Source organism: Oscillospiraceae bacterium (genome assembly GCA_035380125.1).
In the GTDB taxonomy this organism is placed as follows: Bacteria; Bacillota; Clostridia; order Oscillospirales; family JAKOTC01; genus DAOPZJ01.
Genome location: DAOSWV010000008.1, coordinates 28,399 through 52,118 on the forward strand (window position 1 = coordinate 28,399; position 23,720 = coordinate 52,118).

Annotated in this window: 19 protein-coding genes and 1 other annotated feature; of the genes, 6 read left to right on the plus strand and 13 right to left on the minus strand. The window is 47.8% G+C overall.

What is annotated here, in order from left to right; translation table 11 throughout:
- Positions 1 to 7 precede the first annotated feature (7 nt).
- The 3 genes from rimP to PK629_04200 form a co-directional block, all read right to left on the minus strand.
- Positions 8 to 481: a ribosome maturation factor RimP gene (gene rimP / locus PK629_04190; protein ID HOP10675.1), complete on the minus strand. Its 474-nt coding sequence runs from the start codon at positions 479 to 481 to the stop codon at positions 8 to 10.
- A gap of 139 nt (positions 482 to 620) precedes the next feature.
- Positions 621 to 1,694, minus strand: coding sequence for a hypothetical protein (locus tag PK629_04195; GenBank protein HOP10676.1), 1,074 nt, complete (start codon positions 1,692 to 1,694; stop codon positions 621 to 623).
- 2 nt (positions 1,695 to 1,696) lie between these two features.
- Positions 1,697 to 2,539 carry a site-specific DNA-methyltransferase gene (locus PK629_04200; protein HOP10677.1) on the minus strand — a complete coding sequence of 281 codons (843 nt, stop codon included), beginning with the start codon at positions 2,537 to 2,539 and terminating at the stop codon, positions 1,697 to 1,699.
- Between the two features lie 377 nt (positions 2,540 to 2,916).
- On the opposite strand from PK629_04200, the gene PK629_04205 reads away from it, so the two are divergent.
- Entirely contained in the window at positions 2,917 to 3,525 is a 609-nt protein-coding gene (locus PK629_04205) for a stage II sporulation protein R (GenBank protein ID HOP10678.1), read from the plus strand.
- A gap of 80 nt (positions 3,526 to 3,605) precedes the next feature.
- Positions 3,606 to 5,297, plus strand: coding sequence for a phospho-sugar mutase (locus PK629_04210; GenBank protein HOP10679.1), 1,692 nt, complete (start codon positions 3,606 to 3,608; stop codon positions 5,295 to 5,297).
- 138 nt (positions 5,298 to 5,435) lie between these two features.
- Here the strand turns inward: PK629_04210 and PK629_04215 are convergent, their stop codons facing one another.
- Together PK629_04215 and PK629_04220 are read right to left on the minus strand one after the other, a co-directional pair.
- Complete coding sequence (locus PK629_04215) at positions 5,436 to 7,244, minus strand: DUF4365 domain-containing protein (GenBank protein ID HOP10680.1); 1,809 nt, start codon at positions 7,242 to 7,244, stop codon at positions 5,436 to 5,438.
- A gap of 103 nt (positions 7,245 to 7,347) precedes the next feature.
- The gene (locus tag PK629_04220) at positions 7,348 to 8,043 is read right to left on the minus strand and encodes an MgtC/SapB family protein (GenBank protein ID HOP10681.1); all 696 of its coding nucleotides are present in this window, start codon (positions 8,041 to 8,043) and stop codon (positions 7,348 to 7,350) included.
- Positions 8,044 to 8,347: 304 nt separating this feature from the next.
- On the opposite strand from PK629_04220, the gene PK629_04225 reads away from it, so the two are divergent.
- Positions 8,348 to 9,898: an ABC transporter substrate-binding protein gene (locus PK629_04225; protein HOP10682.1), complete on the plus strand. Its 1,551-nt coding sequence runs from the start codon at positions 8,348 to 8,350 to the stop codon at positions 9,896 to 9,898.
- Between the two features lie 128 nt (positions 9,899 to 10,026).
- Here the strand turns inward: PK629_04225 and PK629_04230 are convergent, their stop codons facing one another.
- Positions 10,027 to 11,475: a sulfatase-like hydrolase/transferase gene (locus PK629_04230; protein ID HOP10683.1), complete on the minus strand. Its 1,449-nt coding sequence runs from the start codon at positions 11,473 to 11,475 to the stop codon at positions 10,027 to 10,029.
- 154 nt (positions 11,476 to 11,629) lie between these two features.
- On the opposite strand from PK629_04230, the gene PK629_04235 reads away from it, so the two are divergent.
- Positions 11,630 to 12,733, plus strand: coding sequence for an anaerobic sulfatase maturase (locus tag PK629_04235; protein HOP10684.1), 1,104 nt, complete (start codon positions 11,630 to 11,632; stop codon positions 12,731 to 12,733).
- Positions 12,734 to 12,747: 14 nt separating this feature from the next.
- Here PK629_04235 and PK629_04240 read toward each other — a convergent pair whose 3' ends face one another.
- The 7 genes from PK629_04240 to PK629_04270 all read right to left on the minus strand — a co-directional run bounded on the left by PK629_04240 (position 12,748) and on the right by PK629_04270 (position 21,102).
- Positions 12,748 to 13,980 carry a hypothetical protein gene (locus tag PK629_04240; protein HOP10685.1) on the minus strand — a complete coding sequence of 411 codons (1,233 nt, stop codon included), beginning with the start codon at positions 13,978 to 13,980 and terminating at the stop codon, positions 12,748 to 12,750.
- A 146-nt stretch (positions 13,981 to 14,126) separates the two neighbouring features.
- The gene (locus tag PK629_04245) at positions 14,127 to 16,127 is read right to left on the minus strand and encodes an FAD-dependent oxidoreductase (GenBank protein ID HOP10686.1); all 2,001 of its coding nucleotides are present in this window, start codon (positions 16,125 to 16,127) and stop codon (positions 14,127 to 14,129) included.
- Between the two features lie 495 nt (positions 16,128 to 16,622).
- Complete coding sequence (gene rplL / locus PK629_04250; GenBank protein ID HOP10687.1) at positions 16,623 to 17,003, minus strand: 50S ribosomal protein L7/L12; 381 nt, start codon at positions 17,001 to 17,003, stop codon at positions 16,623 to 16,625.
- Positions 17,004 to 17,055: 52 nt separating this feature from the next.
- Positions 17,056 to 17,595: a 50S ribosomal protein L10 gene (gene rplJ, locus PK629_04255; protein HOP10688.1), complete on the minus strand. Its 540-nt coding sequence runs from the start codon at positions 17,593 to 17,595 to the stop codon at positions 17,056 to 17,058.
- A gap of 28 nt (positions 17,596 to 17,623) precedes the next feature.
- Positions 17,624 to 17,769, minus strand: a sequence feature (ribosomal protein L10 leader region).
- 45 nt (positions 17,770 to 17,814) lie between these two features.
- Complete coding sequence (locus PK629_04260; GenBank protein HOP10689.1) at positions 17,815 to 19,836, minus strand: hypothetical protein; 2,022 nt, start codon at positions 19,834 to 19,836, stop codon at positions 17,815 to 17,817.
- Positions 19,811 to 20,719 (minus strand): ABC transporter ATP-binding protein, encoded by a 909-nt coding sequence (locus PK629_04265; GenBank protein ID HOP10690.1) that lies wholly within the window; start codon positions 20,717 to 20,719, stop codon positions 19,811 to 19,813. The genes PK629_04260 and PK629_04265 overlap by 26 nt, the downstream gene beginning before the upstream one ends.
- Positions 20,716 to 21,102 (minus strand): GntR family transcriptional regulator, encoded by a 387-nt coding sequence (locus PK629_04270; GenBank protein ID HOP10691.1) that lies wholly within the window; start codon positions 21,100 to 21,102, stop codon positions 20,716 to 20,718. The genes PK629_04265 and PK629_04270 overlap by 4 nt, the downstream gene beginning before the upstream one ends.
- A gap of 261 nt (positions 21,103 to 21,363) precedes the next feature.
- Here PK629_04270 and PK629_04275 point away from each other — a divergent pair, with 261 nt between their 5' ends.
- Positions 21,364 to 22,161: a sugar phosphate isomerase/epimerase gene (locus tag PK629_04275; GenBank protein ID HOP10692.1), complete on the plus strand. Its 798-nt coding sequence runs from the start codon at positions 21,364 to 21,366 to the stop codon at positions 22,159 to 22,161.
- Positions 22,162 to 22,340: 179 nt separating this feature from the next.
- Entirely contained in the window at positions 22,341 to 23,720 is a 1,380-nt protein-coding gene (locus PK629_04280) for a sulfatase (protein ID HOP10693.1), read from the plus strand.

Below are 23,720 nucleotides of genomic sequence, written 5' to 3' on the forward strand. Positions count from 1 at the left end.
AAATCGATTATAATGTAAATCTCCATTTAGTATATGCCGTTTCCCGCAGCGGGAATAACTTTTCTTCTCCATCGGTCTCAAGCGAGATCACGCCGTCGGAAAAGCCGGTCAAAATACCGGTAAAATCGCGTCTTCCGTCGACGGGGCGGATGGTACGAAGTTCAACTTCGCGGCCGATCGAGGCGGTAAAATGTTCGGGCAGGCGCAGTTTTCGGTCCAGACCCGGCGAACTGACTTCAAAACAGTAGCTGCCGTTGATGGGATCGGCCTCATCGATGACGGGATTGGCCAGTTCGGTGAATTGGTAGCACAAGTCGGTGTCGATGCCCTCGGCTCGGTCGATCGTGACGCGCAAAACAAAATTGCCGCCCTCTTTGAGGTATTCGACATCCCAAATCGATACGCCGCACTGTTTTGCGACCGGTTCCATCAGTTCGCGCACCGTAACGGCGACACGCGCCGTGGCGATATTTTTCCCCAAATCCCGTTATCTCCTTTCAAAAAATGCCCCAAACAAAAACGAAAGAGCGGGAAGACCCACTCGATGACTTGTCAAGTATAACATACTTTTTCCGCGTTTGCAAGAGGTTTTTTGCTTTTTAATAAATTTCTTCTCCGCTTTATATACCTTCCTGCTCTTTTCGTATATCAGAAATAAACTGACTAAGCGGACGAACATAATTCTTCATTCCGATGTGAGCCGAAGCCGATTTATAACGGTCGGTTGTTTCAGATAAATAAAAAATTTGCCGTTGTTGCCCCAGCATTGTTAATTTATCATCACTAAGGTCTTTATCGTATGTTATTAAATGCCAAATCTCCTTAATTTTATATCTTGAAAGCGCATTACTATCAGCACTTGAGACCTGTTTCCAACGTTCTCTTAGAGTCCGCTTGCAACTTATTCCGATTGACCAGCCGTCTTTACACTTAAACCATTTATCAACTTCAATATCAGTTTGAAAATGGTCGGGTTTCGGGTGAGATGTGAATCCGTAATAATCAAATAAAAATGTTGATACATCCTCCAGGCTTGTCCCAGCACGGTTTTTTCGTTTTTGACCCAGTCTGCGTTCGAATTCTTGTACAAAGGCTGTCAAGACCATATTATCTTCGACTTCTGAACGCTGAAAAGATAAAGCCGCTAAATTTGAACGCAATTTAGTAAACTCTGAGACAACAATACTGCGTTCAACATCTAAGCACCCTTTTACCCCCATATCGTCCCAAGCACTTACAACTTTTCCAACCGCGGATTCTCCAAGCGAATCGAGAATATTCTTTGCTGTTGAAATACAAAGTTCTTTATCACTTGATGGAACGAGTGTCATAGCAGCATTCATAGGTGCTACCATATACCTGATTGAAACAATAAAAACCACAATATCATCAAGCGATAAAATGTTATCGTTTATATCAATTGCAAGTAAATCTGCTAAAACAAAACCCTTTGCATTTTTCGTAAATAGCCCTGTGAGCGTTTTAGTTATGGCATCTTTACTAATTTTTATTTTGTCTTCGTTTGTAAGAGCATTACGCCCAATGATAATTTCCAATTGTGAAGTCAATTCTAAAAGCTGCTTTTCTTTCGATTTACCGACACCGCCATATTTGTCACCATTCAAAAGCATACGGGCAAACCAATAGGCATTACGCCAAGAGCTATTTGAAATAACTTTTGTTAACTGTTCCAAAATTATATCCTCTCTTTTTCGATTTCGATTCTTTCCTCTGCCATTTCACAGTATTCCTTTGAAAGTTCTATCCCTATGTAATCCCTCTTGTTTTGTATTGCGGCGATGGCAGTTGTTCCCGATCCCATAAACGGATCAAGTACAATTTTTGCTTTTGTTGAAGAAACGATTCTATTGATCAATGCAACAGGAAATGGGGCAGGATGCCCGTTTTTCATTTCTTGTACAAATTCCCAAACATCGCCGTAAGCGTTAGCTTGAGGAGCAAGTTTGAATTTGGGTTTAGCAATAAGGTATATGACTTCGTAAGTAGGAAGAAAATAACCAGAATTAAAATTAATGCCACCTTTGCGTTGCCAGATTATTATCTGACGCACCGGAAAACCGCTCACAATGTCTTGACGGTCTTGTAATAAACCATTTTGAACCCGCCATTTATGATTGTAGAAAATTGCACCATTATCTGGTATAACTCTCATCATTTCAGATAAACACTCACGTTGCCAAGCAACATATAGTTCGTGCGGCATATTATCATCATAATCCGCATACCCGTTCACAAGGCTAGCATTTTTCCATTTACCGCCCCGCCCATCTTTCATGCCATTGCCCGTGGAGTTTTTTAAATTATATGGTGGTGAAGTTACCACTAGGTCAACAGTTTTATCTGGTATGTTCTTAATAACATCAAGAATATTCCCGCAGATAATTTTATTACGGAAATTAGCAAGAATATCAGATGTGTGCTGAGTGGTTCCTGCTTTATTTTTATCAATATATTCGTCTACATTTTGGTATTCTTGCTGTATAGGCAAAGTACATTGCCGAAGTTCTTGAAAAGACATTTCGTATTACCTCTTAAAAACTTAAATCTTGACTATTTGCCGTTTTTCTTCCATTTTGTTTAGGTGTATCTTAGTGATAACCAAACATTTCGTGAAATTTAATATTTGTTGATTCTACCTAGGGCTTAAACACGAAGTATTCATACATCCCGGAATTCGTTTGCTTCTTTGGTTGTCAAAAAATCTACATCATCACCTCTATACTTCATATAATTATACTGTACTTTTGCGAATAATGCAATGATAATTTTTTAATTAACAGGTTCACCTGTTCTTAATTTTTATCTTATATACAAAGTTGCATGTTCCTCCTCGAACCCGTCAACAATGCCTTTACAACGGGGCTTTTTCCCGTTTAAAAGGAGGCATGTACTTAGATGAAAAAAATTACCTTTATTTTCATCGCAGCGGCGATGGCGTTGGTCATCTGCGTGTTGTCTGGTTTTACCGAGTTTTCGGACGAGTGTGAGGTGGTGCGCGAAAATACGATCCGCCTGCGTATCGTCGCCAATTCCGACAGCGATTTCGACCAAGATTTAAAACTCCAAATCCGCGACGCATTGACCGAACAGTTTCAAGACGTTTTCGCCGGAGCCGAATCCAAAGCCGAGGCCGCAGCCGCCGCCCAAAAAGCGCTTGACGATTTTGAGGATACCGCAAACCATATTCTTAAAAAATCCGGCGTGGACTACAGCGCGTCTGCCGAACTCACCGATCGTTATTTTGACACCACCGATTACGGCGAATTTATGCTGCCCGCCGGAACCTATACCACCGTCCAGCTGACGCTCGGTGAGGGCAAGGGCAAAAACTGGTTCTGCATTGCCTTTCCGCCCCTGTGCATCTCTGCCAGTTCGGATCAAGAGGCGCAGCTGGAGGCCTACCTCGACCAAAACGGGTGGAAATTCGCCTCAAAAAAGAGCGGCTATGTCTTAAAGTTCAAGCTGGTCGAACTGATTGAGAAGTGGCGCAAAAAAGCCGGTTAAAAAAGCACTCTGCACCGGTTGCGACGGCTTGTATTGCCGGTTGAAAACTGCTATAATTTTTGCGTGAGGAGCGTGAGCATATGACAGCTTTCGAACGGTACGCAATCTGGTGCGAAAAGGTCGATGACCCCGAAATCAAAGCGGAACTCGCCGCAATCAAAGGCAATGAGTCCGAAATCAAAGAACGGTTTTACGACGATCTCCGATTCGGCACAGCCGGGCTGCGGGGCGTGATCGGCGCGGGCAGCGCCCGTATGAACATCTACACGGTCGGCAAGGCCACGCAGGGATTTGCGCGTTATCTCGCTGAAAATTTTAAAAATCCCTCGGTGGCGATTTCGTTCGATTCCCGCCACAAAAGCTACGAATTCTCCCGCCTGGCCGCCGGTATCTTCGCGGCCAACGGTGTTAAAGTATATCTGTACGAGACCCTACAGCCCACGCCCGTGTTGTCGTTCACGGTGCGCGAACTCAAGTGCAGCGGCGGCGTAATGATCACAGCCAGCCACAATCCCTCTGTATATAACGGTTACAAGGCCTACGACGAAACCGGCTGCCAGCTCTCTGTCGAAGCCAGCGAAAAGGTACTGTCTTATATCGAACAAGTCGACCCGTTCTCCGGCCTCAAAACCGGCGGCACGGATATCACCATGCTCGGTGAACCCATGGTCGAAAAATTCCTCGACCGGGTCTACGCCAATTCGGTCCATCCGGGCATCTGCAAAGGCAGCGGCCTGCACGTGGTCTACACTCCGCTCAACGGCACCGGAAAAGTGCCTGTTTTAAAACTCTTTGAACGACTCGGGGTTTCGTCCACACTCGTGGCATCTCAGTCCGAACCGAACGGTGATTTCCCGACCTGCCCCTACCCCAATCCGGAATTTCGCGAAGCGCTTGAAGAGGGCCTGAAAGTCGTCGCCGAGAAAAAGGCCGACATTTTAATTGCAACCGACCCCGACGCAGACCGGCTCGGCACCGCCGTCCCCGATAAAAATGGGGGCTATACCCTGATCACCGGCAACGAGATGGGCTGTCTGATGTTCGATTACCTGTTTTCCCAACGCATCGCGGCGGGAACTATGCCCAAAGACCCGGTGGCGGTCAAGACCATCGTCACAACCACCATGGCCGATGCCATCGGCGCTTATTACGGCGTCGAAATCCGGAACGTCTTCACCGGCTTCAAATACATTTGCGGTGTCGCCAGCGAAATGGAAGCACGCGGCGAATCGGACCGTTTTCTGATGGGTTTTGAGGAGAGCTACGGCTACACCATCGGCTCCCATGTGCGCGACAAGGACGCGGTCGTCTCGACGATGTTCGTCTGCGAAATGGCGGCCTTTTATAAAAAACAGGGCAAAGACCTGCTCGACCGGCTCGCCGAACTCTACGCGCAGTACGGCTGTTACCGCAGCTTGCAGAAAGCGTTCGTCTTCGAGGGCGTCAGCGGGATGGACACGATGGCGGCTATCATGAAGCGCCTGCGCGAAGCCCCGCCCAAAGAAGCCGGGGGCGAAAAGATCGTCGGTATGACCGACTATCTGACGGGCGTCGAGACCGATTTCAGAACAGGCAAAACCAAGCCGACCAACATGGAACCGTCCGATGTGCTGTCGTTTTTATTTGAAGACGATACGCGTGTGATCGTGCGCCCGTCGGGCACCGAGCCAAAACTGAAAACCTATTTCCTGCTCAAAAAACCGACCTTCCCGCAGGCCGATGAAGCCACGCAACGATACGAAAAGGATTTTGCCGCCCTGATCAATCCCTGAATCATCTCATTATAATATACCAAAAAGCGCCCGATCTCCGGGCGCTTTTTATTAAGACAGTATGTTGTATCGTTTTTGATAAAAATTTGATACAATTTCTTTTATGGGCTAAACTTCTTAGCGCTTCTTAAAATCCATCTATCTCCTTGGTATAAGTTTGTATAATGGGTAATCAAGTATTCGCTTTCGCTCTTCTTCCGGTAATTCATTCAATAATTTTTTTGCATCATCATATTCGCCTAAAATAATGGATATTCCGCATTTTATCAAAATATTGTCTTTAAACTTGCGCCTCAACCCCACTAAATCCGCAATCTCGTCAGGTGTTAAATCCCTCATACGTCTTATCACTTGAAATTTGTTGATTATTGTCACGGGAGAATCGCTCTTTATAGTCTCAGCTATATCAAGTGCGAATTGAAGCAGCTTGTGGTCTTTTATACTCTGTGAATCATATGCTGAAATAATTTCAAGAAGCATAACGGTTGTGCTAATGGATTTTCCTGTCTCTGGATCACTAATTTCTACCTCTTTGCCAAGCGTGTCCAAAGATTGTATTGATTTCAATATAATTGAGTAATCAACATTTGAATAAAGAAAATCTTGAGCCGTCATATCAACAAATAACGACCAGGGGTTAATAATTACCTTATTGCCCTCGTTGTTCACAAATTCGAGTGTTACATGAATTTCATCAGAAAAGGCACTTGAAAGAACATACCCTTCAATATATTTTTCTTTTTTTACCAGGATGCGAATTGAAATATTCCCTATTTTTTTCACGCTATAAAATATATGCGGAAGATCTTTTTCGTTGAATGATAACGGCTTACCAGAAGAAGCCCGAATAATATCATCGATAGCCATATTATCCTCCGCAGACAGATTATCCATATCTAAATCTGTGCTAACACCGAAATAATCAAGTGCACTTTTTAGTTTTTTGAGCGTTTCGTTAATTTCTTTTAAGTTCTCAACTTCTTCATAGTTATCAATCGATATATTAAGTAAAATCTTTTCTCCAAAACAAATTATTTTATTCTCAGCCAGAGCAATTAAAAAATCACTGTCAACAATCCTATTTTTTAGAGTTCCTTTTAACTTAAACTTTGTCGTTTGCTTTCGTGGCTTCTCACCTTCAATAAAAGGTATCTTCACAGCTTGTCCAATATAGATGTATGCTTTTTCGTTCTCATAACCGTATGATATGCTATCATAATACTTAATTCCATTTACACAAACGGGAATGTCTTTTTTTTCTATTGCCATAGAGAAAAAACTCTGTTCAATTTTACTAAATGGTATCTCTACTCCATCTTTAGTTTCAACATATAAATATATATCTTGTGTCGTAGTTTCTCGCAACATATCGAAAGAGTTCCGAGGTTTTACTTTAGGAAGTACGTGAAACTTCAATGAACCACCATTTCTTATCGCTGCTACCATTTGCTCTTCGGAGAACACAATTTGTGTTGCTTGGCGCTTTTTATCTTGGATAAACTTAATGAAGAGATGACGGATTGAATCGTTATCTTCAGGAAGTTTATGCATTTTAATACTTCTCTTTTTCTTTCCTTCTGCATCTTTTAATATCTGTTGAATATCAAACGGTAGTAGGATTTTGTAAAATAAATTCTTTTCTCCGTTTTCGCTGAACACAACAACAAAATAAATCAAACCGCCGTCTTGGAGATATTTTTTTAGTGAAGTAACTTCTATTTCATAATTGATATTGGTTGTTTCTTTACTTACGTCCTTTTCCTTACCTTTAACTTGCACAGAAACTCGACCGATAAGATTTTCCTTTTTGTTATTATCTTTTTGGAAAACATATATATGTCCATCCCATAGAGGTTCTTTATCGCGCTCGTTAATAAATGACTGAAGACCGTCACAGAGTGCAAGCCGCTCTTTGACTGCTGTTGTTGCAATTATTTCTGTATCCACGCTCTAACCCCTTTCATTTTTTTATAAATCTATAAAAAACATAGTTTGAACAACATAAAAAGGTTCTTGTACTAAAGGTATATATGATTTTATAATTTAGTTTTCAATATGTTTCCACCGCGAACGACACACCTTCAATTTTCGAGAGCACATGCAGACACTGCTGTTTGTTTATATCACACCCGGCGATAAGTTTCATTTCAATACCCAGATAATTCGGCATTCCGCTTTTGGCCGGCACGATCTGAGTGCTTAAAATCTGATAGGACTTTGCCGCAGCCTGTTCAAGAATTTCGTTCAAACGGTCGGCGTCTTTGATTTCCACATAGACAGTCAATGCACCTTTTTTGTTCTTGACTCGCCGTTCAAGCCGCTGTAAAAAGCCGATCGAAATAAAAGCGAGCACGGTACAAATCAGTGCGCCTTCATAAAAACCGGCACCGAGTGCCACACCGATTGCGGCGGTGGTCCAGATGCCGGCTGCGGTGGTCAGTCCTCGGATATGAGAGTGACCGGTGACCAGAATCGTGCCGACGCCTAAAAAGCCGATGCCCGAAATGACCTGTGCGGCCACACGCAGCGGATCGGAGGACAGGGCGAATGTATCCATCGCGAAAAATCCGGTCATCGTGGCCATAACCGAGCCCAGCGCGACCAAAATATGCGTCCGAATGCCCGCCGAGCGGCCTTTGAGTTCGCGTTCGGTGCCGATGATGCCGCCGCAGACAAACGCCAGCACCAACCGAATCAATACGGTCCAAATATTAAAATCCCTTAAAAAATCGATAATATCATTCATTCTTTTCTCCCCATATCAATCAAGCGGTAAAAACCGCCTTCCTCGTTTCTGTTATATTATACCACACCACCTGATTGAAAGCAATATCTCGTTTTACGGCGCTTTTCCTCACTTTTCACAATCTCATCACAGTAATTCATTGAAAATCACATAATTGTTGTGGTAAAATTTAGTTGATTTACCGTATGGTATTAAAATTTCATTCTGTAACGCCCGCTTCTACAACCATTTTCCAATAGGTTTTTTAATGTGAGAATATTAAGGAATAAAACCAAATCAAAATTGAATATGAAGGGGAACAAATATGAAACGGCTGTTTAAACTTTCCACATCCCTGCTGATCTGCGGGGCTTTATTCCTAACGGGCTGTGGAGCGCCCTCGACCTCTCTGCCGAATGGGCTTGTCGGACAGGCAGTAGATTATCCCGAGACGATGAATATCATCGCGCCTTTTTCTTTCACCAACGGAGATGCCGAAAACGCCGAACAAGCCGAACAACAGTGGTTAGATGAAATGTCCGAGCGATATGGCACCAAATTCAGCATCGCACATCTCACTTGGAAAAACGGGTATAACACCGACAGCGATGCTTATATCCAGGCAATCAATATTCTGAGCGGTGAAGAAACATTTTCGGGCATGGTCTACATCAACGGATATGATGATATCCAAACAGGTATAGACAACGGTACCCTTGTGCCGCTGGAAGATTATCTCGCCAATAACGCGGTCTGGAACGCCTTGCCGGAAGAATTAAAAGCCACGTTTGAATACCAAGGGCATATTTACGCAATCCCCACCAGTGTCTCCCGGTCCATCAGCGTCCGTTATATCGACAACGAGGCCCTTGATCAGATCAATATCCCCGTCACCGATCTTGATTCTTTAAAACGATTCGCGGTCGCTTATTCGGAAGCAAACGGGCAAAGCGCGTTGTATTCATACTATCTGTCTCAAATAGAGGATGTTATCAATGCTTTCGGATTATACAGCGCAAATATCTATTCTTCTCCTTTCGGTTATGACCCCGGCGAGGACTGTTTTTTGGATTTCTTAACAAAAGGCAGCGCCATTAATGCGCTGGAATATCTGCGTGAACTCTGTCAAGCCGGTGCGTTGGTTATAACCAAGGACTACAGCGCCCCTTCTGAAAGCTTTTCAGACGGCACATGTCCCACTTATTACGGCGGTTCCGATAAAGAGGACTGCACGATTGTTTGGACCTTGAACACGGCTTATCCCCGCATATTAAATAATATGGTGGATGGGTTTGTCATGGCCAAAGACACCGACCAACCCCAAGAGACCGTTGATCTTTTTGTCAATATGTTATTCGGCTCGGAAAGCAATTATCTCGAGTGCTGGCTGGGCTCATCGGACAACTATATTCTGAACAGCGACGGAACGATCACTATTAAGATGGTTCAAAACGCAGACGGCAGTTATACATACCCCTGTACACCCGATTTGACCGGCAAACTCACGGATATATTCTCTTACTCGGATGCAAACATTTATTACAGTCAGGACGGCGTTGTTGTCACCGACTCGGAATCCGATGCCGGAGAAGCCAATCAATATTATCAAACCCTGTACAATTTGCTTCAGACAAGAGGAATAATGAAAATCGCTCCCGTCTATTCACTTTTCAGCTCGCCGTCTTATTTCAGTTCCACAAAAGACATCCGCTATTTATATCAAAAATGTATTTGGGAAGCCATTACCGACACCGATTACACGGTTCAAGAGATCGTTATGCAATATCGTCTCGACCTGCTCAACATGGGCGGCAATCAAATGCTCGACGAGATGAATGCCGCCATCGGTAAGGAAACTGCCTATTATTACGGATAATTTATAAAACCGTTACATCTTTGCAATCAAAAGGGGCGTCCGGCGGGCGCCCCTTTTTTCTTTGTCATTCTAAGCGAAGCGCACGCGATGCGCACATGAAGAATCTCGGCCGGATCTCAGCGGGATTTTTATACCTGATATTTTTCTCTCAGTTTTTGAGCGCCTTCGCTCCTGCCGGTCTTGTCAAGCCGTTTCAGATATTCCGGCAGATGCCCTTTTGCGTGAAGCGGTCCGCCTTCTTTTAACACCGTCCACATCGGATCGTCGATATTTCCGGAAGCCGCCATTTGTTCGTCGTGCCAGTCAAGAATGATCTTTGCACCTTTGGCGCAGACCTCGGGGTATTCGTCTTTGACGTCGTGCTGCTCATACGGGTCCTCTTTCGTGTTAAACAGCATCTCCTTATCCCAGAGATGATACCCGTCGTGATAAGTGCGCATATACAGCCAATCTCCGAACACCGCGCTCCGCTGGCAGACGTGCGCCATCTGCGAGATGACCAAACTGTCTCTGCCGCAATCCTCTCCGTGCAACACGGTTCCGGCATACGAATCCCCGTTCCAGGACGGCTGTTTCGGCTGACCCAGCAGTTCGGCGACGGTCGGCAATAAATCGAGATTGTAATGCAGCCCTTTGTCGACGGCGTTTTTGGCACCGCCCGGCCACTTGATGATCATCGGAATATGGCAGGTGGGACGGTCGGCGGTCGCGTGTTCGCTGTAAATGCCCAGTTCGCCCATGTTCTCGCCGTGGTCGGAGGTAATGATGATCGCCGTATCGTCGTAGACCCCCAGCCGCTTCAGTTCCGAAAAGACCTTGCCGTACATCATATCCGCATAATGAATGCCGCTGTCGTAGCCGTCAATCAGCTGCCGCAGTTTTTGATATTCGGTCACCTTTCCCGGATGTTTCGGGTACAGAGGATTCTCGTTGTCGTTATACATCCCGATTTCCATCAAGCCGTGCGGACCGATGGCTTTCAGCTGCTTCTCAAAAATCTCCTCGGTGACCCAGGTATGAAGCGGTTCATCCTTGAACGGGTCGTAATCCTCCGGCGTCCTATAGGGCGTATGCGGATCCCAGAGATTGATATGCAGATACCAGTTGTCTTTCGCGCCGTTGTTTTTCACCCACTCCAATGCGAGCGGCATGACCTCTTCCGCTTTTTCCGAGCCGCCTTTGCCGACGTTGTGAATCTCGTTGAAACCCGCGTCGAACCAATAGGCGGAATGGCGTTCCGCAAAGGTGCTGAACGAGACCGCGTGCATGCCCGCATCTCTGAAGCGGTTGTGCAGGTTGTTCTGGTCATAACTGCACCGGAAACTCCGCGGTTCGCCTTCGAGCCGACGGTCGCCGCAGGTGCCGCCATGCCCGACCACGCCGCTCACGATGCCGAATTTCCCGGAGACCAGTGCGGAACGGGACGGCAAACAAGGTGCGTCCGAACAATAATAATTTTCAAATCGAACCCCATCTTCGGCGACGCTGTCGAAATTCGGGGTGGTTTTGCGCGGATAGCCGTAGCAGCTCAGATGATCCGCTCTCGTGGTATCGATATCGACAAATAAAACCCGCATAATCATATTCCTTTCCGAAGTTCGGACCGGCTGTTGCGTTTGACAAACCGACAGCCCGCCACTATAATCAACATATAATGATTATATCATTCTTCCCGGTGGATTGACAACCCTAAAATTTAATTTCGTGAGGTGACGAACGCCCGTGCCGCCAATGAGTATGCTGATCAAACCCGCATCCGGACTCTGCAATATGCGCTGCAAATATTGTTTTTACAGCGATGTGACCGAAAACCGCGAGACAAAACAATACGGCATCATGAATGAGCAGACCTTGGAGAACCTCGTCCGCAAGGCGTTTTTTTACGGTGAGGGAAATTGCTTCTTCGGTTTTCAGGGCGGTGAGCCGACACTCGCAGGGCTGGATTATTATAAAAAACTGCTGTATTATCAAAATCTCTATAACCGCTCGGGAATTCAAGTACTGAATGCGATTCAAACCAACGGCTATGTGATCGATGACGAATGGGCAAAATTTTTTGCCGAAAATCATTTTTTGGTCGGCGTTTCACTCGACGGCACCAAGGAAATTCACGACGCGCTGCGGTTGGACAGCGCCAAAAACGGCACCCACCAAAGAGTTCTCGATTCCATCCGCCTGTTTCAAAAGCACGGCGTGGATTATAACATCCTCTGCGTCGTCACCGATGCCGTCGCCAAAAACGCCAAACAGGTCTACCGCGCCCTCAAGCAGCATAAATTTCTGCAGTTCATCCCGTGTTTGGACGATCTCAACGGACAAACGCACGAACATTCGCTGACCGCGAAGGCCTACGGCGAATTTTTAAAACAGACCTTCGACGAGTATTACAAAGATATTCAAAACGGAAATTACGTCAGTGTCCGGACTTTTGACAATTACATCATGGTTTTGATGGGACGTGTTCCCGAGGACTGCAGCATGCGGTCGGGCTGCGGTTCCTATTTTGTCATTGAGGCCGACGGCAGCGTCTATCCCTGCGATTTTTACGCGCTCGACGATTATCGGCTGGGCAGCATCAATGAAAATTCCTTTATCGCGCTGGCCAAATCCCAAAACGCCAAACGCTTTTTGGAACAGTCCCGGATGCCCGATCCGAAATGCGCCGAATGCAAATGGCATTTTTTATGCAAAGGCGGCTGCCGCCGCCACCGCGAACCGTTTGATAACGGAAATCCCGGCCCGAACATCTTCTGCGAGGGCTTCATCGACTTTTTCGAATACGCCTACGGCCGCATGAAAGAGCTGGCTGAGAAATTTCAATCCGAATCCCTGTAAAATAAAACTTCCGATTATTGATACCGTTTTTCGATCTCTTCCCGTGCGATCTGCGTCCATCGGATAATCCGATTTTCGTCCCCGCCGACGGTTTCGACATCTTTCAGCGTGATATCGAATTTGCATCCGTTCGCGTCGAAAACCGCAAAGGTCTCCCGCAGATTTTTGCGTACAAAGTCCTCGTCCAAACCGTACGACACCGCCGAGGACGGATTCGGCCGCCACGATACGATATAATCCCCGCCGATTTGTTCGGCACACTTTTTGACGTCCGCAAACGGCGAAACCGCGATTCGCCTCAAATTTTTCAGCGATTTTAATACGCCGATGTCATGCGTCAGATCCTCGCAGCAGCCGTATGCGGTCAGCCCGTACCGCTCCAAAATCGGCTTCTGATAGTCAAACATAAATTCTTTAAAGGCCTCGGGACCGATATTCGTAAATTCCTGCGACGCCATATATCCCCACAACTCGCTTGGTTTCACCGGGCCTTTTCCCGCCTGCGGCGGCTGCAGTTCCTCGGCATAGGGCATTGCCTGATTTTGGTGATTGATCAGCCGGAATCCGTTTGCCGCTTCGGTCTGATCCATGTGCATTAAAATTTTACTCTGCATAAAAGACAACAGCCGATGCAGCCATTCTGGGCGGTCATAGATATCCCACATCATCTGTTCCATACCGAGCAGCTTTCCCAAAACCGTGGAGATGTCGTTGGCCCACATGCTGCATAAAAGCCCCTGCCGATCGGTCTCGACGTCCAAAACACCGCCCACCGCTTCATATAGACGGTCATATTCGCTTTCGGTCGCCTTTTCGTCCACTTCATAATCGGCAACTCGGAGTTTTTCGATGTCCTCTTCGTCAATCAACGACGGCGCAAACGCAGCAGCACCGCCCGGCACTTTTTCACCCATCTCTGCGGGTACCCCGTAGACGCCGTCCGGTGCGCTTTTCAACACCGCGCGCACCGTCAGAAACGGCTCGATGATATAGTCATCCGCAAGTTTCATCCGGTACCGATTCAGCAAAAAAGTTCTCTCGAGCGCCCGGTAATACGGATCCTCACAAATCAATTCGCGTGGATTTAAGAATTCGTCGAACGGGATCGCCCGGATATAAATCAACGGGCGCGTAAAATGCAAGCTGTTGTGGTGACGCCACAATTCGCGCCTGCGGTTCATCTCGCCGCAGTGCGCATATTCGAGCGTTTCCTTTGCAAGGTCTCTGATTCGTGTCAGTTCGTCCATTTCATTCTCTCCGAAATCTTTATCTGATAGTATTATCATAACAAAAGCCGAAGCGTTTTTCAACCATGGGCAAAAATAAAATTCAGCCGGATACACCCGGCTGAATTTTATTTTATAGTTGATTGAGCGATATCTCTGCTCTCGTTTTACACATGCAGACCCACTTCATTTGCCGTCCAAACGGCATTTTGAATGTTATTAGCGCAAAAGGCGTCACCCACAATATAGAGCTCCGGATACTTTCCGTTCAGATCCTTAAATAAACCGTTATCTGATTTGAATCCCACTGCTATAATAACGGAGTCGCAAGGCAGTTCGCAACGCTTGAATTTCCTGTCGATAACAGTGACTCCGTTCTCTTTGACTTCAAGCAGAGAGTTCTTTGTAATCACCTGAATCTTAGCCTGCTTAATCAAGTCAATCAGCATAATTCGGTTCATATGAGGCACGGGGCTTCCGGACTTCACGATGTCGTCCAGCATTTCCACGATTGTAACGTCCTTACCTTCATTGGAAAGCCAAAGTGCCGTCTCGCAGCCGACAAGGCCTCCGCCTACGACGACGACTTTGTTTCCGGCTTTTTTCGTTCCATTCAGCACTTCGGTCGCTGAAAAAACGTTTGGCCTATCAATGCCGGGAATGTTGGGAATGACTTCGTTAGAACCGGTCGCCACCACGACCACATCCGGATGCTCCGTTTTGACAGTCTCTTCGGTCGCTGCCGTATTCATCCGAATGTCCACCTTTAACAGCTTCATCTGATTGATATACCAATCCAGCAGGCGTCTGTCATCCAGTTTAAAATCGGGTTTTGATCCGGGGATGACGTGACCGCCCAGCTTATTAGTTTTTTCAAACAACAAAATCTGATGCCCCCGCGTCTTGGCGACTCTCGCAACCTCCATTCCGGCGATTCCGCCGCCGATTATCAGAACCTTTTTGGGAACCTCAGCCGGTTTCATCTCATAATAGCGTTCCCTACCGACGGCCGGATTCACAGCACAGCTAAGCGGCTTCGCCTCAAAAGCTCTTCCGAGGCATCCCGTATGACAGCCGATACACGGACGAATTTCAGCATCTCTTCCCTCCATCGCTTTCTTGGGCCACTCAGGATCGGCCAGTAAGCCTCTTGCAATACCGATCATATCCGCCGAACCGTCCTCAAGGGCTTTTACGGCAAGATCGGGAATGTCCAATTTTCCGGCGACGATTACAGGAATTTTGACGACCTTTTTTAGCTCCTTGGTATACGGCAGATACAGTCCGTGTTTCTGATAGACCGGCGGATGCGCCCAGTACCATGCGTCATAGGTGCCCACATCCGTATTCAATTCGTCATAGCCGGCTGCTTCCAAAATTTTTGCGGCTTCGAGCCCTTCCGCGAGGTCACGTCCTTTTTCCTGATAGTCCTCATCGGGCAATCCGCCTTGTCTCCAGTCCTTGATCGCGCTTTTGACACTGTAACGAAGACCAACCGGGAAATCCGCTCCCACGGTTTTTTTAATCGTCTGGACAATTTCAATGGGCAGCGTCAGCCTTCCTCTCAAATCTCCCCCGTATTTATCAGTTCTGCGGTTAAAAATCGCCAGTGTGAACTGATCAAGCAAGTAACCCTCATGCACCGCGTGGATCTCCACGCCGTCATAACCGGACATTTTAGCAATCTGGGCAGCTTCCCCGAATTTTTCAACGATCGATTCCACTTCGGCGGTGGTCAGTGCACGGCACGTCACCGTAGGATCCCAATAGTTTGGTATCGCAGAAGCAGAAACCGGATGCTTGGCCATCAGAACGGAAGCACCGGTTCTGCCAAAGCCCATCGTCAGCTGAAGAAAAATTTTAGCCCCGTAAGCATGCACTCTTTCCGTCATTTCCGATGAAGTCTCAATAAACTTAATCGGATTGGTGGTTGCACAGGGGAAAGCCGGCATAACGGTTTTATCAATTTCATTTTCAACCTTCGTGATGCTGGTAATCAGGAGCCCGGCTCCTCCTTTTGCTCTTTCCACATAATAGTCGACTGCTCGCTGATTATATGAACCATCGTCATTAATCAGGCCAAAAGCACCCATCGGTGCCATTGAAATCTTATTTTTGATTTCAACCTTGCCGATTTTCATGGGTTCAAAAAGACTCTTCCTGTTGATAATATTACCTCCTTTATACGCCAAATCAAGAAGCTTCGAATCTTCACAAATTACATTTGATATTATGAACAATTTATGGAGACTTAATACGGGGAAAATCAAGAGAATCCGCAGAAAATTCACAAAATATTTAATCGTCGGCATATTCGCACTGCCCATCAATATCATCGATTCGCATAAATATAAATGGACTTTCATAACAAATGGTTTTAAAAGATTCAACTGAAATATCGAATCAAAAATCTTCATCACAAAACCATCACGATAACGTACCATTTTTACAAATTATTATGTAAATTTTTAACTGATAAATTAATGGTTATCCTGATAAGCGAAGAACGAAGGGAGTAAAAACATGAAAAGAATCCTGAAACGCACCGTCTCACTGCTTGCCTGACGGTATGCATCTCCGGATGACAGATGGAAAAGGCCAAACAAAAAACCGGGCGGATGCCCGGTTTTTTGTTTTGCAACGAACAACGCAGTTGTTCGTTTTTACTTGAGTTCGACTTTCGCGCCGACGGCTTCGAGTTTGCCCTTGAGATCTTCTGCGTCTGCCTTGGAAACGCCTTCTTTGATTGCCTTCGGAACGGCGTCGACGAGATCCTTCGCCTCTTTGAGGCCGAGACCTGTCAGTTCGCGGACTGCCTTGATCACGTCGAGGCGTTTGTCACCGACTTCGGCCAGAACGACCGAGAATTCGGTCTGCTCGGCTGCTGCTGCCGGAGCTGCTGCTGCCGGAGCTGCTGCGACCGCGACAGGAGCCGCAGCGGAAACGCCGAATTCTTCTTCGAGGGCCTTGACCAGCTCGGAGAGCTCAATAACTGTAAGTGCTTTTACGTCTTCGATCAGCTTGGTTACTTTTTCGGATGCCATTTTAATTTCCTCCATTATTGATTCATTCTTTCGCCGTTTTATGCGACGAATCTTACGCGGCCTCGGCCGCTTTCTTTTCCGCGATGGCGTTCAAAGCGACTGCCAGTCCGCGGATGTTGCCGTTGAGAACATTGACCAGACCTGTGATCGGCGCGTTGAAGCCCGCCAGAACCTGTGCGATGAGCACTTCCTTGGACGGCAGCTTTGCCAGCGCTTTTACATTGTCGGCGTCAATGACATTACCCTCGACGAATCCGGCTTTGATGACGAATTTCTCGTTTTTCTTGGCGTATTCGCAGAGGATTTTTGCCGCTGCGGTCTCACCCTCGGTGTTGACGGCAAGCGCCGTCGTGCCTTCGAGCACCTCGGTCAGTCCCTCAAGACCGGCCTCTTTGACCGCAAAATTCAGCAAGGAATTTTTGAGTACTTTGTACTTGACACCCGCTTTGCGCAGTTCTGCACGCAGTTTGGTATCGTCCGCGACTGTGATGCCCTGATAGCTGACCAACACACCCGAAATCGTTCCGTTCAGCGTGTTGACGATCTCGGCAACAGCGGCCTGTTTTTCCTGCAAAATCTTATTACTCGGCAAAAGTTTCACCTCCCGATTTTTTATACCGTTATCCAACAAAAAAGCGGCTCCCTAAAGATAGGAAAGCCGCCACGAAATTGCTTGTGACACTCTCCTCGGCAGGCGGTTACCGTATTCGGAACCGTTAGCGGGACAAGCCCGACCTGCTGTCTGCGGATAAACAGCGAAGAAATTTTACCACAGTTTTTACCCCTTGTCAAGGGTTTTTATTGGATTTTATCAATTTTTCAGCCAGTCCGGCAGCTGCTGATCGCACAATCTCGGATAGGACACGCTGTCGTCCTTATAGGTAACCGTGACCGTATAGTCATTCTCTGTCGAAATCAAAGGGTTATAATCCGTATCCATATAAGTGATTAATGCCGGCGCGAGTTCGGCAATTTGTGTCGAATCGGTAACGGTCTGCGAGAAATTATCATAGAGCCGCTCAACCCGAATACTCTCAATCAACGCCGGATCGGTTTTCAGCATATGATTTTCAATCACCGGCCATAACCAGATGTTCCGAGTCTTTTCATAGAAATCATATACCGGCACCCTGACCGTTTTGCCATCTTCACCTTTGATGTGAAGCACACACAGTAAATGCGCATTCTCCAACTTTTCGGCAGTAGTTGTCAAAGCGCCTGAACGCAGTGCGTAGATCACGTCCCCGACAGCTCCGTTGTTCTCCGGTCCGGTAGCAACGGTATCTTTGACCGTATAGCTCATGGAGATATTTGAAAATTCGATAGTCATTAATTCAATTTCATCAGCCGTATAGGTATACGCACCGTTGGTTTTCATAATGACCTTCGGGTTGCTGAAGATGGCTACCAGCAACTTTTCCTGATCATCGCTGATAAAGGCGGAATATTGTCGAATAAACCCGTTATAGTCCACTGTATACAACAGGTGTTTGCTTCCGTAAGCATTACTAATATCAGAGAAAGGAATATCCGAGGGATCATTTCTATATCCAAAACTGGTATTATAGCTTAAGTATTCTTCCCTTCCTACAACGAATTGCGATAAGTTATACAGCGAGTCAATGATCTCGGGGTCTTTAATCGTCTGTTGAAAATTAGAAGATGGGTTCAAGTCGATGCCGTTTATCGTCAATTGATACACTTTGGCTTCAGTGATTTTTTCTCTTGCGGGAAGGCGGGTATCATATGATAACGGATCGAGAATCAGTATGCCGATACACAATCCGAACACGGCCGCGGTGGCGATGAATTTCCACCAATGGTGCAGAATGTTTCGAAAATCGAACTTTTCCAGCACGTTCACGAGGCAAAATACACATAAACCAATAGCAATCGCACCGAATATCGCCCAACCGGTCTCACTCGTTATCAATTTGAAAAATACCCATCCGAGTGCTGTCGAGAGAAAAACCAGCGGGTATTTCACAATAGGTAGTGCTTTGGAATATACAAGTGCGTCTCCGGCTTTTTCCGGGGATCGCTTTTGAAACAGCCGAACCGATAAAAGAAGCAATATGACTGCAACAGCAGCCCAAACAATCTCCATGGTGGTGATCAGTTTATCGGCTATAGATGTAGCGAAAAAAGGCGCGAACGGGCAGAGTTCGATCAGTATCTTCATGGTCTGTTGAGTATAGTAAAAGGTCTTGAATTGCATCAGGACCAGCAGTACGGCAAGACCCGCTGTCGCGCTTCCGATCGCGGGGGTGAACAGCGTGCAGAGCACCGCAATGATTGTGCGCCCGCTGAGCACACACCAGAGTGTCGTGATCGCATAAGCCACCGCAAACAGTCCGACCGCCCGTAGATAACCCATAAGTACCGCCGAAAAATCGAACAACGCCGCCGCATCCGGCGTTAGGACCGTCATCACTGAGGCAAGGATATAAGCCGCTGTCAACGGAATCAACACCGCCATTGCACCGGCGGTCAGATTGACCGCAAACAGCTTTTCGCGGCGGACCGGCAGCGAAAGCCAAAGGTCATTTTGGTTCTTGGAATTCATAAACGCCTGCACCACGCACGCCGCAATGATCCCGGTCACCAAAGCGCCGGCCAATACCAGATAATTCTCATCCGCTAAAAGCAGATTGACCCCATCCTTTGACAAATGTGAACTTTTATTCGGCATCAGTAGACCCAATTGCATACTCTGCAGTACCGGCAGGATGAAAAACAGCGCCGCCGACCAGAGGGTGATGAGCCAAGTCAACTGCCTGAAGCGGTGCATCGTCAGCTTCCCGAATTCAGAAGAGGATGTCTTTGATGTCATAACCGCACACCTCCGTTTCCGAAATAAAGATCTCCTCGAGCGATAACGGCAGCAGTTCCGCAAACAGCGGCGCCAACCCGTTCACCCGCTCCAGCACGCTCTCCCGCGTGCCTTTGACCGTCATTGTGACCACCACGCCTCGAGCTGTGAATTTGATCACTTCGAAACCCGCCGCATCTGAGAAATCGGCCTTGGTTTTGGGGCTTGAAAACGCGCACTGTACCTTGTGAATGCCCAATTTCATCGCGTCGAGTTCCTGCTCGAACAGGATGCCGCCCTTGTGCAGCAGCCCGATTCGGTCGCAGATATCCTCGAGTTCGCGCAGGTTGTGCGAGGCGATCACAGGCGTCAGTTTCCGGTCGACCATGCCCGCCGCAAAGATGCCCTTAACCGCCTGCCTTGCGACCGGATCGAGCCCGTCGAAAGTCTCGTCGCAGAACAAGTAATCACAATTGCTCGCCACCGCCGCGATGATCATGATCTGCTTTCTCATGCCCTTGGAAAATTCGGAGAGCCGTTTTTTCGGCGGCAGTTCGAAGACTGAGATAATTTTATCAAACTGTGCCCGGTCGAATTTCGGATAGAATATCGCATAAAAATCCTTTACGGTCTCCGGCGTGGCGTTTTTAAAAAAATACGGCTCGTCGGGGATGAAGAAGCATCGGCTCTTAACCGTCGGATTCTCCCAAACGTCCTCTCCGTCGATGGAAAGCGTTCCGCTGTCGGGTTTCAGTACGCCCGCCAGCATCCGCAGAAACGTCGATTTGCCCGCGCCGTTGGAGCCGATCAGGCCGAACACAGCCCCCTCATGCATCTCGGTGCTGACCGCGTTCACCGCGGTGCAATCGCCGAATCTCTTGGTCAGTTTTTCGGTTTTTATCATTTCCGGTCGCCCCCTCCGTCAAAAATATCCCTTATTTCGCCGCAGACCTCGTCGCAGGACATCCCCAGATGCCTTGCCGCTTCGACCGCTTCCCGCAGCCCCGCATGCAGCTTTTCGACCTGTATGTTACGCAGCGGCTCGTTGTTCTCGGCGATGATGCTGCCCCGACCCCGCACCGAGACAATCACGCCCAGCCGCTCCAGTTCCGCATAGGCCTTTTGCACCGTATTGGGGTTGATCGAGAGTTCTGTAGCCAATGAACGTACCGACGGCAGCGGACTTCCCGGCGGCAAAAATCCCTTTGCTGCCAGATCGATGACCTTGGCGATGATCTGCTCGTTGATCGGGCGCTTATCGGAAAAATCGATTGCGATCAAATCCAATTCCCCCTTTCCGGAGAAGGTACACTGTATTACTCGTACCATTACAGTTAATATATCATGCCCGGAAAAGCTTGTCAATACTTATTTTGGAATTTTTATGAATTTTTTTAAAAATATCCTGAAATTCTGCTGTTTATTATGATAAATTCGTGAAAAAGATTGCTTTCGACAGGAAGACAGTTTATAATGGACGCGTCACCTGACAAGAAGAGGGTTTAGGAGAATTTCTTAAACTCTCATAACGAAAGGATGGGTCAAAACATGATCAAACTTGGCGTCAATTCCGTGTTGTTCAAGCATTATAACTTCGCCGAAGCCGCGCGTGCGGTCAAAGCGGCGGGTTATGACGGAATTGAAATCTCCGCAATCGGAGGCATGTGTGAACATCTGTCGCCCGATAACTGGAAATCGCAGAAATCCTACATAAAGAGCGTTTTGGACGAGACGGGACTTGAACTGCTGTCCTCCGAAGTCGCTTCCCAGGATCCCGAGCGCCTCAAGAAGGCCTTTGAGGCCGCAGCGGAACTCGGCATTCCCGTCATCAATATCGGTCCGGGCGGAAAAGCCGGCAGCCGTAAAGAATTTGCCGCCACCATCGAACGCTTGACCGCGCTGGCCGAATTGGCCGAAAGCTACAAAGTCACGCTGTGCTGCAAAGCACACGTCGGCTGCTCAATTTACAGCACCCCCACCACCCTGCGCGCCATGGCGGCCATCGACAATCCCTATTTCGGAATCGACATGGATCCCAGCCACATCCACCGCGCCGGTGAAAAGCCCGAAAAAGCGCTGGCAAAAGTGCTGCCGCGCATGAAACATATCCACATCCGCGACTGCGTGGGTCCGGGCCCGAGTCCGGGACTTCCCGCACTGCAGGCCTGCGGCAGAGGCGAAATCAACCTGTTCGGCTATTTCAAAGCCATGGTCAAAGCCGGCTATGACGGCCCCGTCTCCCTCGAAATTATCGGTCCCGAACAAGACATGGTCGAAGCCACCCGTATCGCCGCCGAGAGCTATGGCTATATGAACGCCTGCTTGAAAATGCTTGGAGCCAGATAAACACCTTTGGCGTTTATCCTGTAGGGGCGGATATCATCCGCCCGCCAATATTACAATGTTCGTTCTATAATGCGGACGATTAAGGCGGGTCGATACCCGTATCGCTCCTGCATTAAAAACCGCTTAATAATGCGGGCGGATGATATCCGCCCCTACATTAAAATGAAGGAGACACCTTTATGACCAAAAAACCCAATCTTCTCTTCTTCGGCATCGACAGCCTCCGCCGCGACCGTATGAGCTTATACGGCTACGACCGGCTGACCACGCCGCACATCGACAAATATCTTGAAAAAGGTACTGTTTTTAACAACTGCTTCTCAGCCCATATTCCGACAACACCCGGCTACGCCAATATGCTCACCGGCATGGACTGCTTCGGCACCAACGTCGTAGCACTGCGCCACGAAGGCGAACTGGCTCCGGGTATCAAGACACTGGCCGAGATTTTACGCGAAAACGGCTATGACACCACCTGTGTCGGTTTTAAAAATTGCTCCGGCAGGGGCTTCGACAACTACATCGACTTTGAGGGCTGGAACGCACAGGCCGACGGTCGGGCGCACAAGGCGGAAAACCTCAACGCCGTCTCGATTCCCGAACTCGAACGCCTGTCCAAGGGCGATAAACCGTTCTTCCTGTTTATGCGCCATATGGATCCGCATTCCCCCTACCGCGCCCCCGAACCCTTCCACAAGATGTTTTATCAGGGCAACGAGTTTGATCCGAACAACCACTCGCTCGACCCGGTTTATAATTTCAAACCGTTCTGCGACTATTTCGCCACTTGGTTCCCAGAGGGGTGCACCGACGCGGAATATGTCTGCGCCCAATACGATGCCGAGATCGCTTATATGGATTCCTGCATCCAGTTAATTCTTCAAAAACTCAAGGATCTCGGTCTTGAAAACGACACTTTGGTCGTCTTCACCTCCGACCACGGTGAGACACTGTATGACCACGACTGCTATTTCGATCATCACAGCATGTACGACAACTGCCTTGTCGTTCCGTTCGCCGTTCGCTTCCCGGGCCGTGTTCCGCAGGGCAAGCGGGTCGATGACACCTGCACACTGGCCGACGTCACCCCGACTGTTTTGGATATCCTCGGCGTTGAAACCGACATCAAGTTCGACGGGCGCAGCATGTTCTCAACCTCATTCGGCGGCACCATGGAGCACTGTGACGAATTTTACATCACCGAATGCACCTGGATGCGCAAGCACGGCTGGCGTACCCCGAAATGGAAGCTGATGGTCGCATTGGAACCGGATTTCCACTACAAAGCCGAAATCGAGCTCTACGACCTCGAACAGGACCCGCACGAATATGTCAACGTCGCCGACATCCGTCCCGACGTCGTCGCCGAACTGCGCGCCAAGATGGAAGCGCATATCGCAAAACGTGAAAAGGAGACCGGGAGAACCAACCCGATGTACACCAACCTGAACTGGCACGGCAAAAATCTCGGACGCGGCTTTATCAGCTCTGACGAGGCCTACTTCGGAATGCACATCGGTGACCCGGGTGCGGCGCAAAAGCTGCAGCAAAAGAAATAA

What these genes read in the sequence shown, in the direction of transcription:
- PK629_04200 (HOP10677.1), bottom strand. Translation starts at nt 2,539, where the DNA reads ATGTCTTTTCAAGAACTTCGGCAATGTACTTTGCCTATACAGCAAGAA.
- PK629_04205 (HOP10678.1), top strand. Translation starts at nt 2,917, where the DNA reads ATGAAAAAAATTACCTTTATTTTCATCGCAGCGGCGATGGCGTTGGTC.
- PK629_04210 (HOP10679.1), top strand. Translation starts at nt 3,606, where the DNA reads ATGACAGCTTTCGAACGGTACGCAATCTGGTGCGAAAAGGTCGATGAC.
- PK629_04220 (HOP10681.1), bottom strand. Translation starts at nt 8,043, where the DNA reads ATGAATGATATTATCGATTTTTTAAGGGATTTTAATATTTGGACCGTA.
- PK629_04225 (HOP10682.1), top strand. Translation starts at nt 8,348, where the DNA reads ATGAAACGGCTGTTTAAACTTTCCACATCCCTGCTGATCTGCGGGGCT.
- PK629_04230 (HOP10683.1), bottom strand. Translation starts at nt 11,475, where the DNA reads ATGCGGGTTTTATTTGTCGATATCGATACCACGAGAGCGGATCATCTG.
- PK629_04235 (HOP10684.1), top strand. Translation starts at nt 11,630, where the DNA reads ATGAGTATGCTGATCAAACCCGCATCCGGACTCTGCAATATGCGCTGC.
- PK629_04240 (HOP10685.1), bottom strand. Translation starts at nt 13,980, where the DNA reads ATGGACGAACTGACACGAATCAGAGACCTTGCAAAGGAAACGCTCGAA.
- rplL (HOP10687.1), bottom strand. Translation starts at nt 17,003, where the DNA reads ATGGCATCCGAAAAAGTAACCAAGCTGATCGAAGACGTAAAAGCACTT.
- PK629_04260 (HOP10689.1), bottom strand. Translation starts at nt 19,836, where the DNA reads ATGACATCAAAGACATCCTCTTCTGAATTCGGGAAGCTGACGATGCAC.
- PK629_04265 (HOP10690.1), bottom strand. Translation starts at nt 20,719, where the DNA reads ATGATAAAAACCGAAAAACTGACCAAGAGATTCGGCGATTGCACCGCG.
- PK629_04275 (HOP10692.1), top strand. Translation starts at nt 21,364, where the DNA reads ATGATCAAACTTGGCGTCAATTCCGTGTTGTTCAAGCATTATAACTTC.
- PK629_04280 (HOP10693.1), top strand. Translation starts at nt 22,341, where the DNA reads ATGACCAAAAAACCCAATCTTCTCTTCTTCGGCATCGACAGCCTCCGC.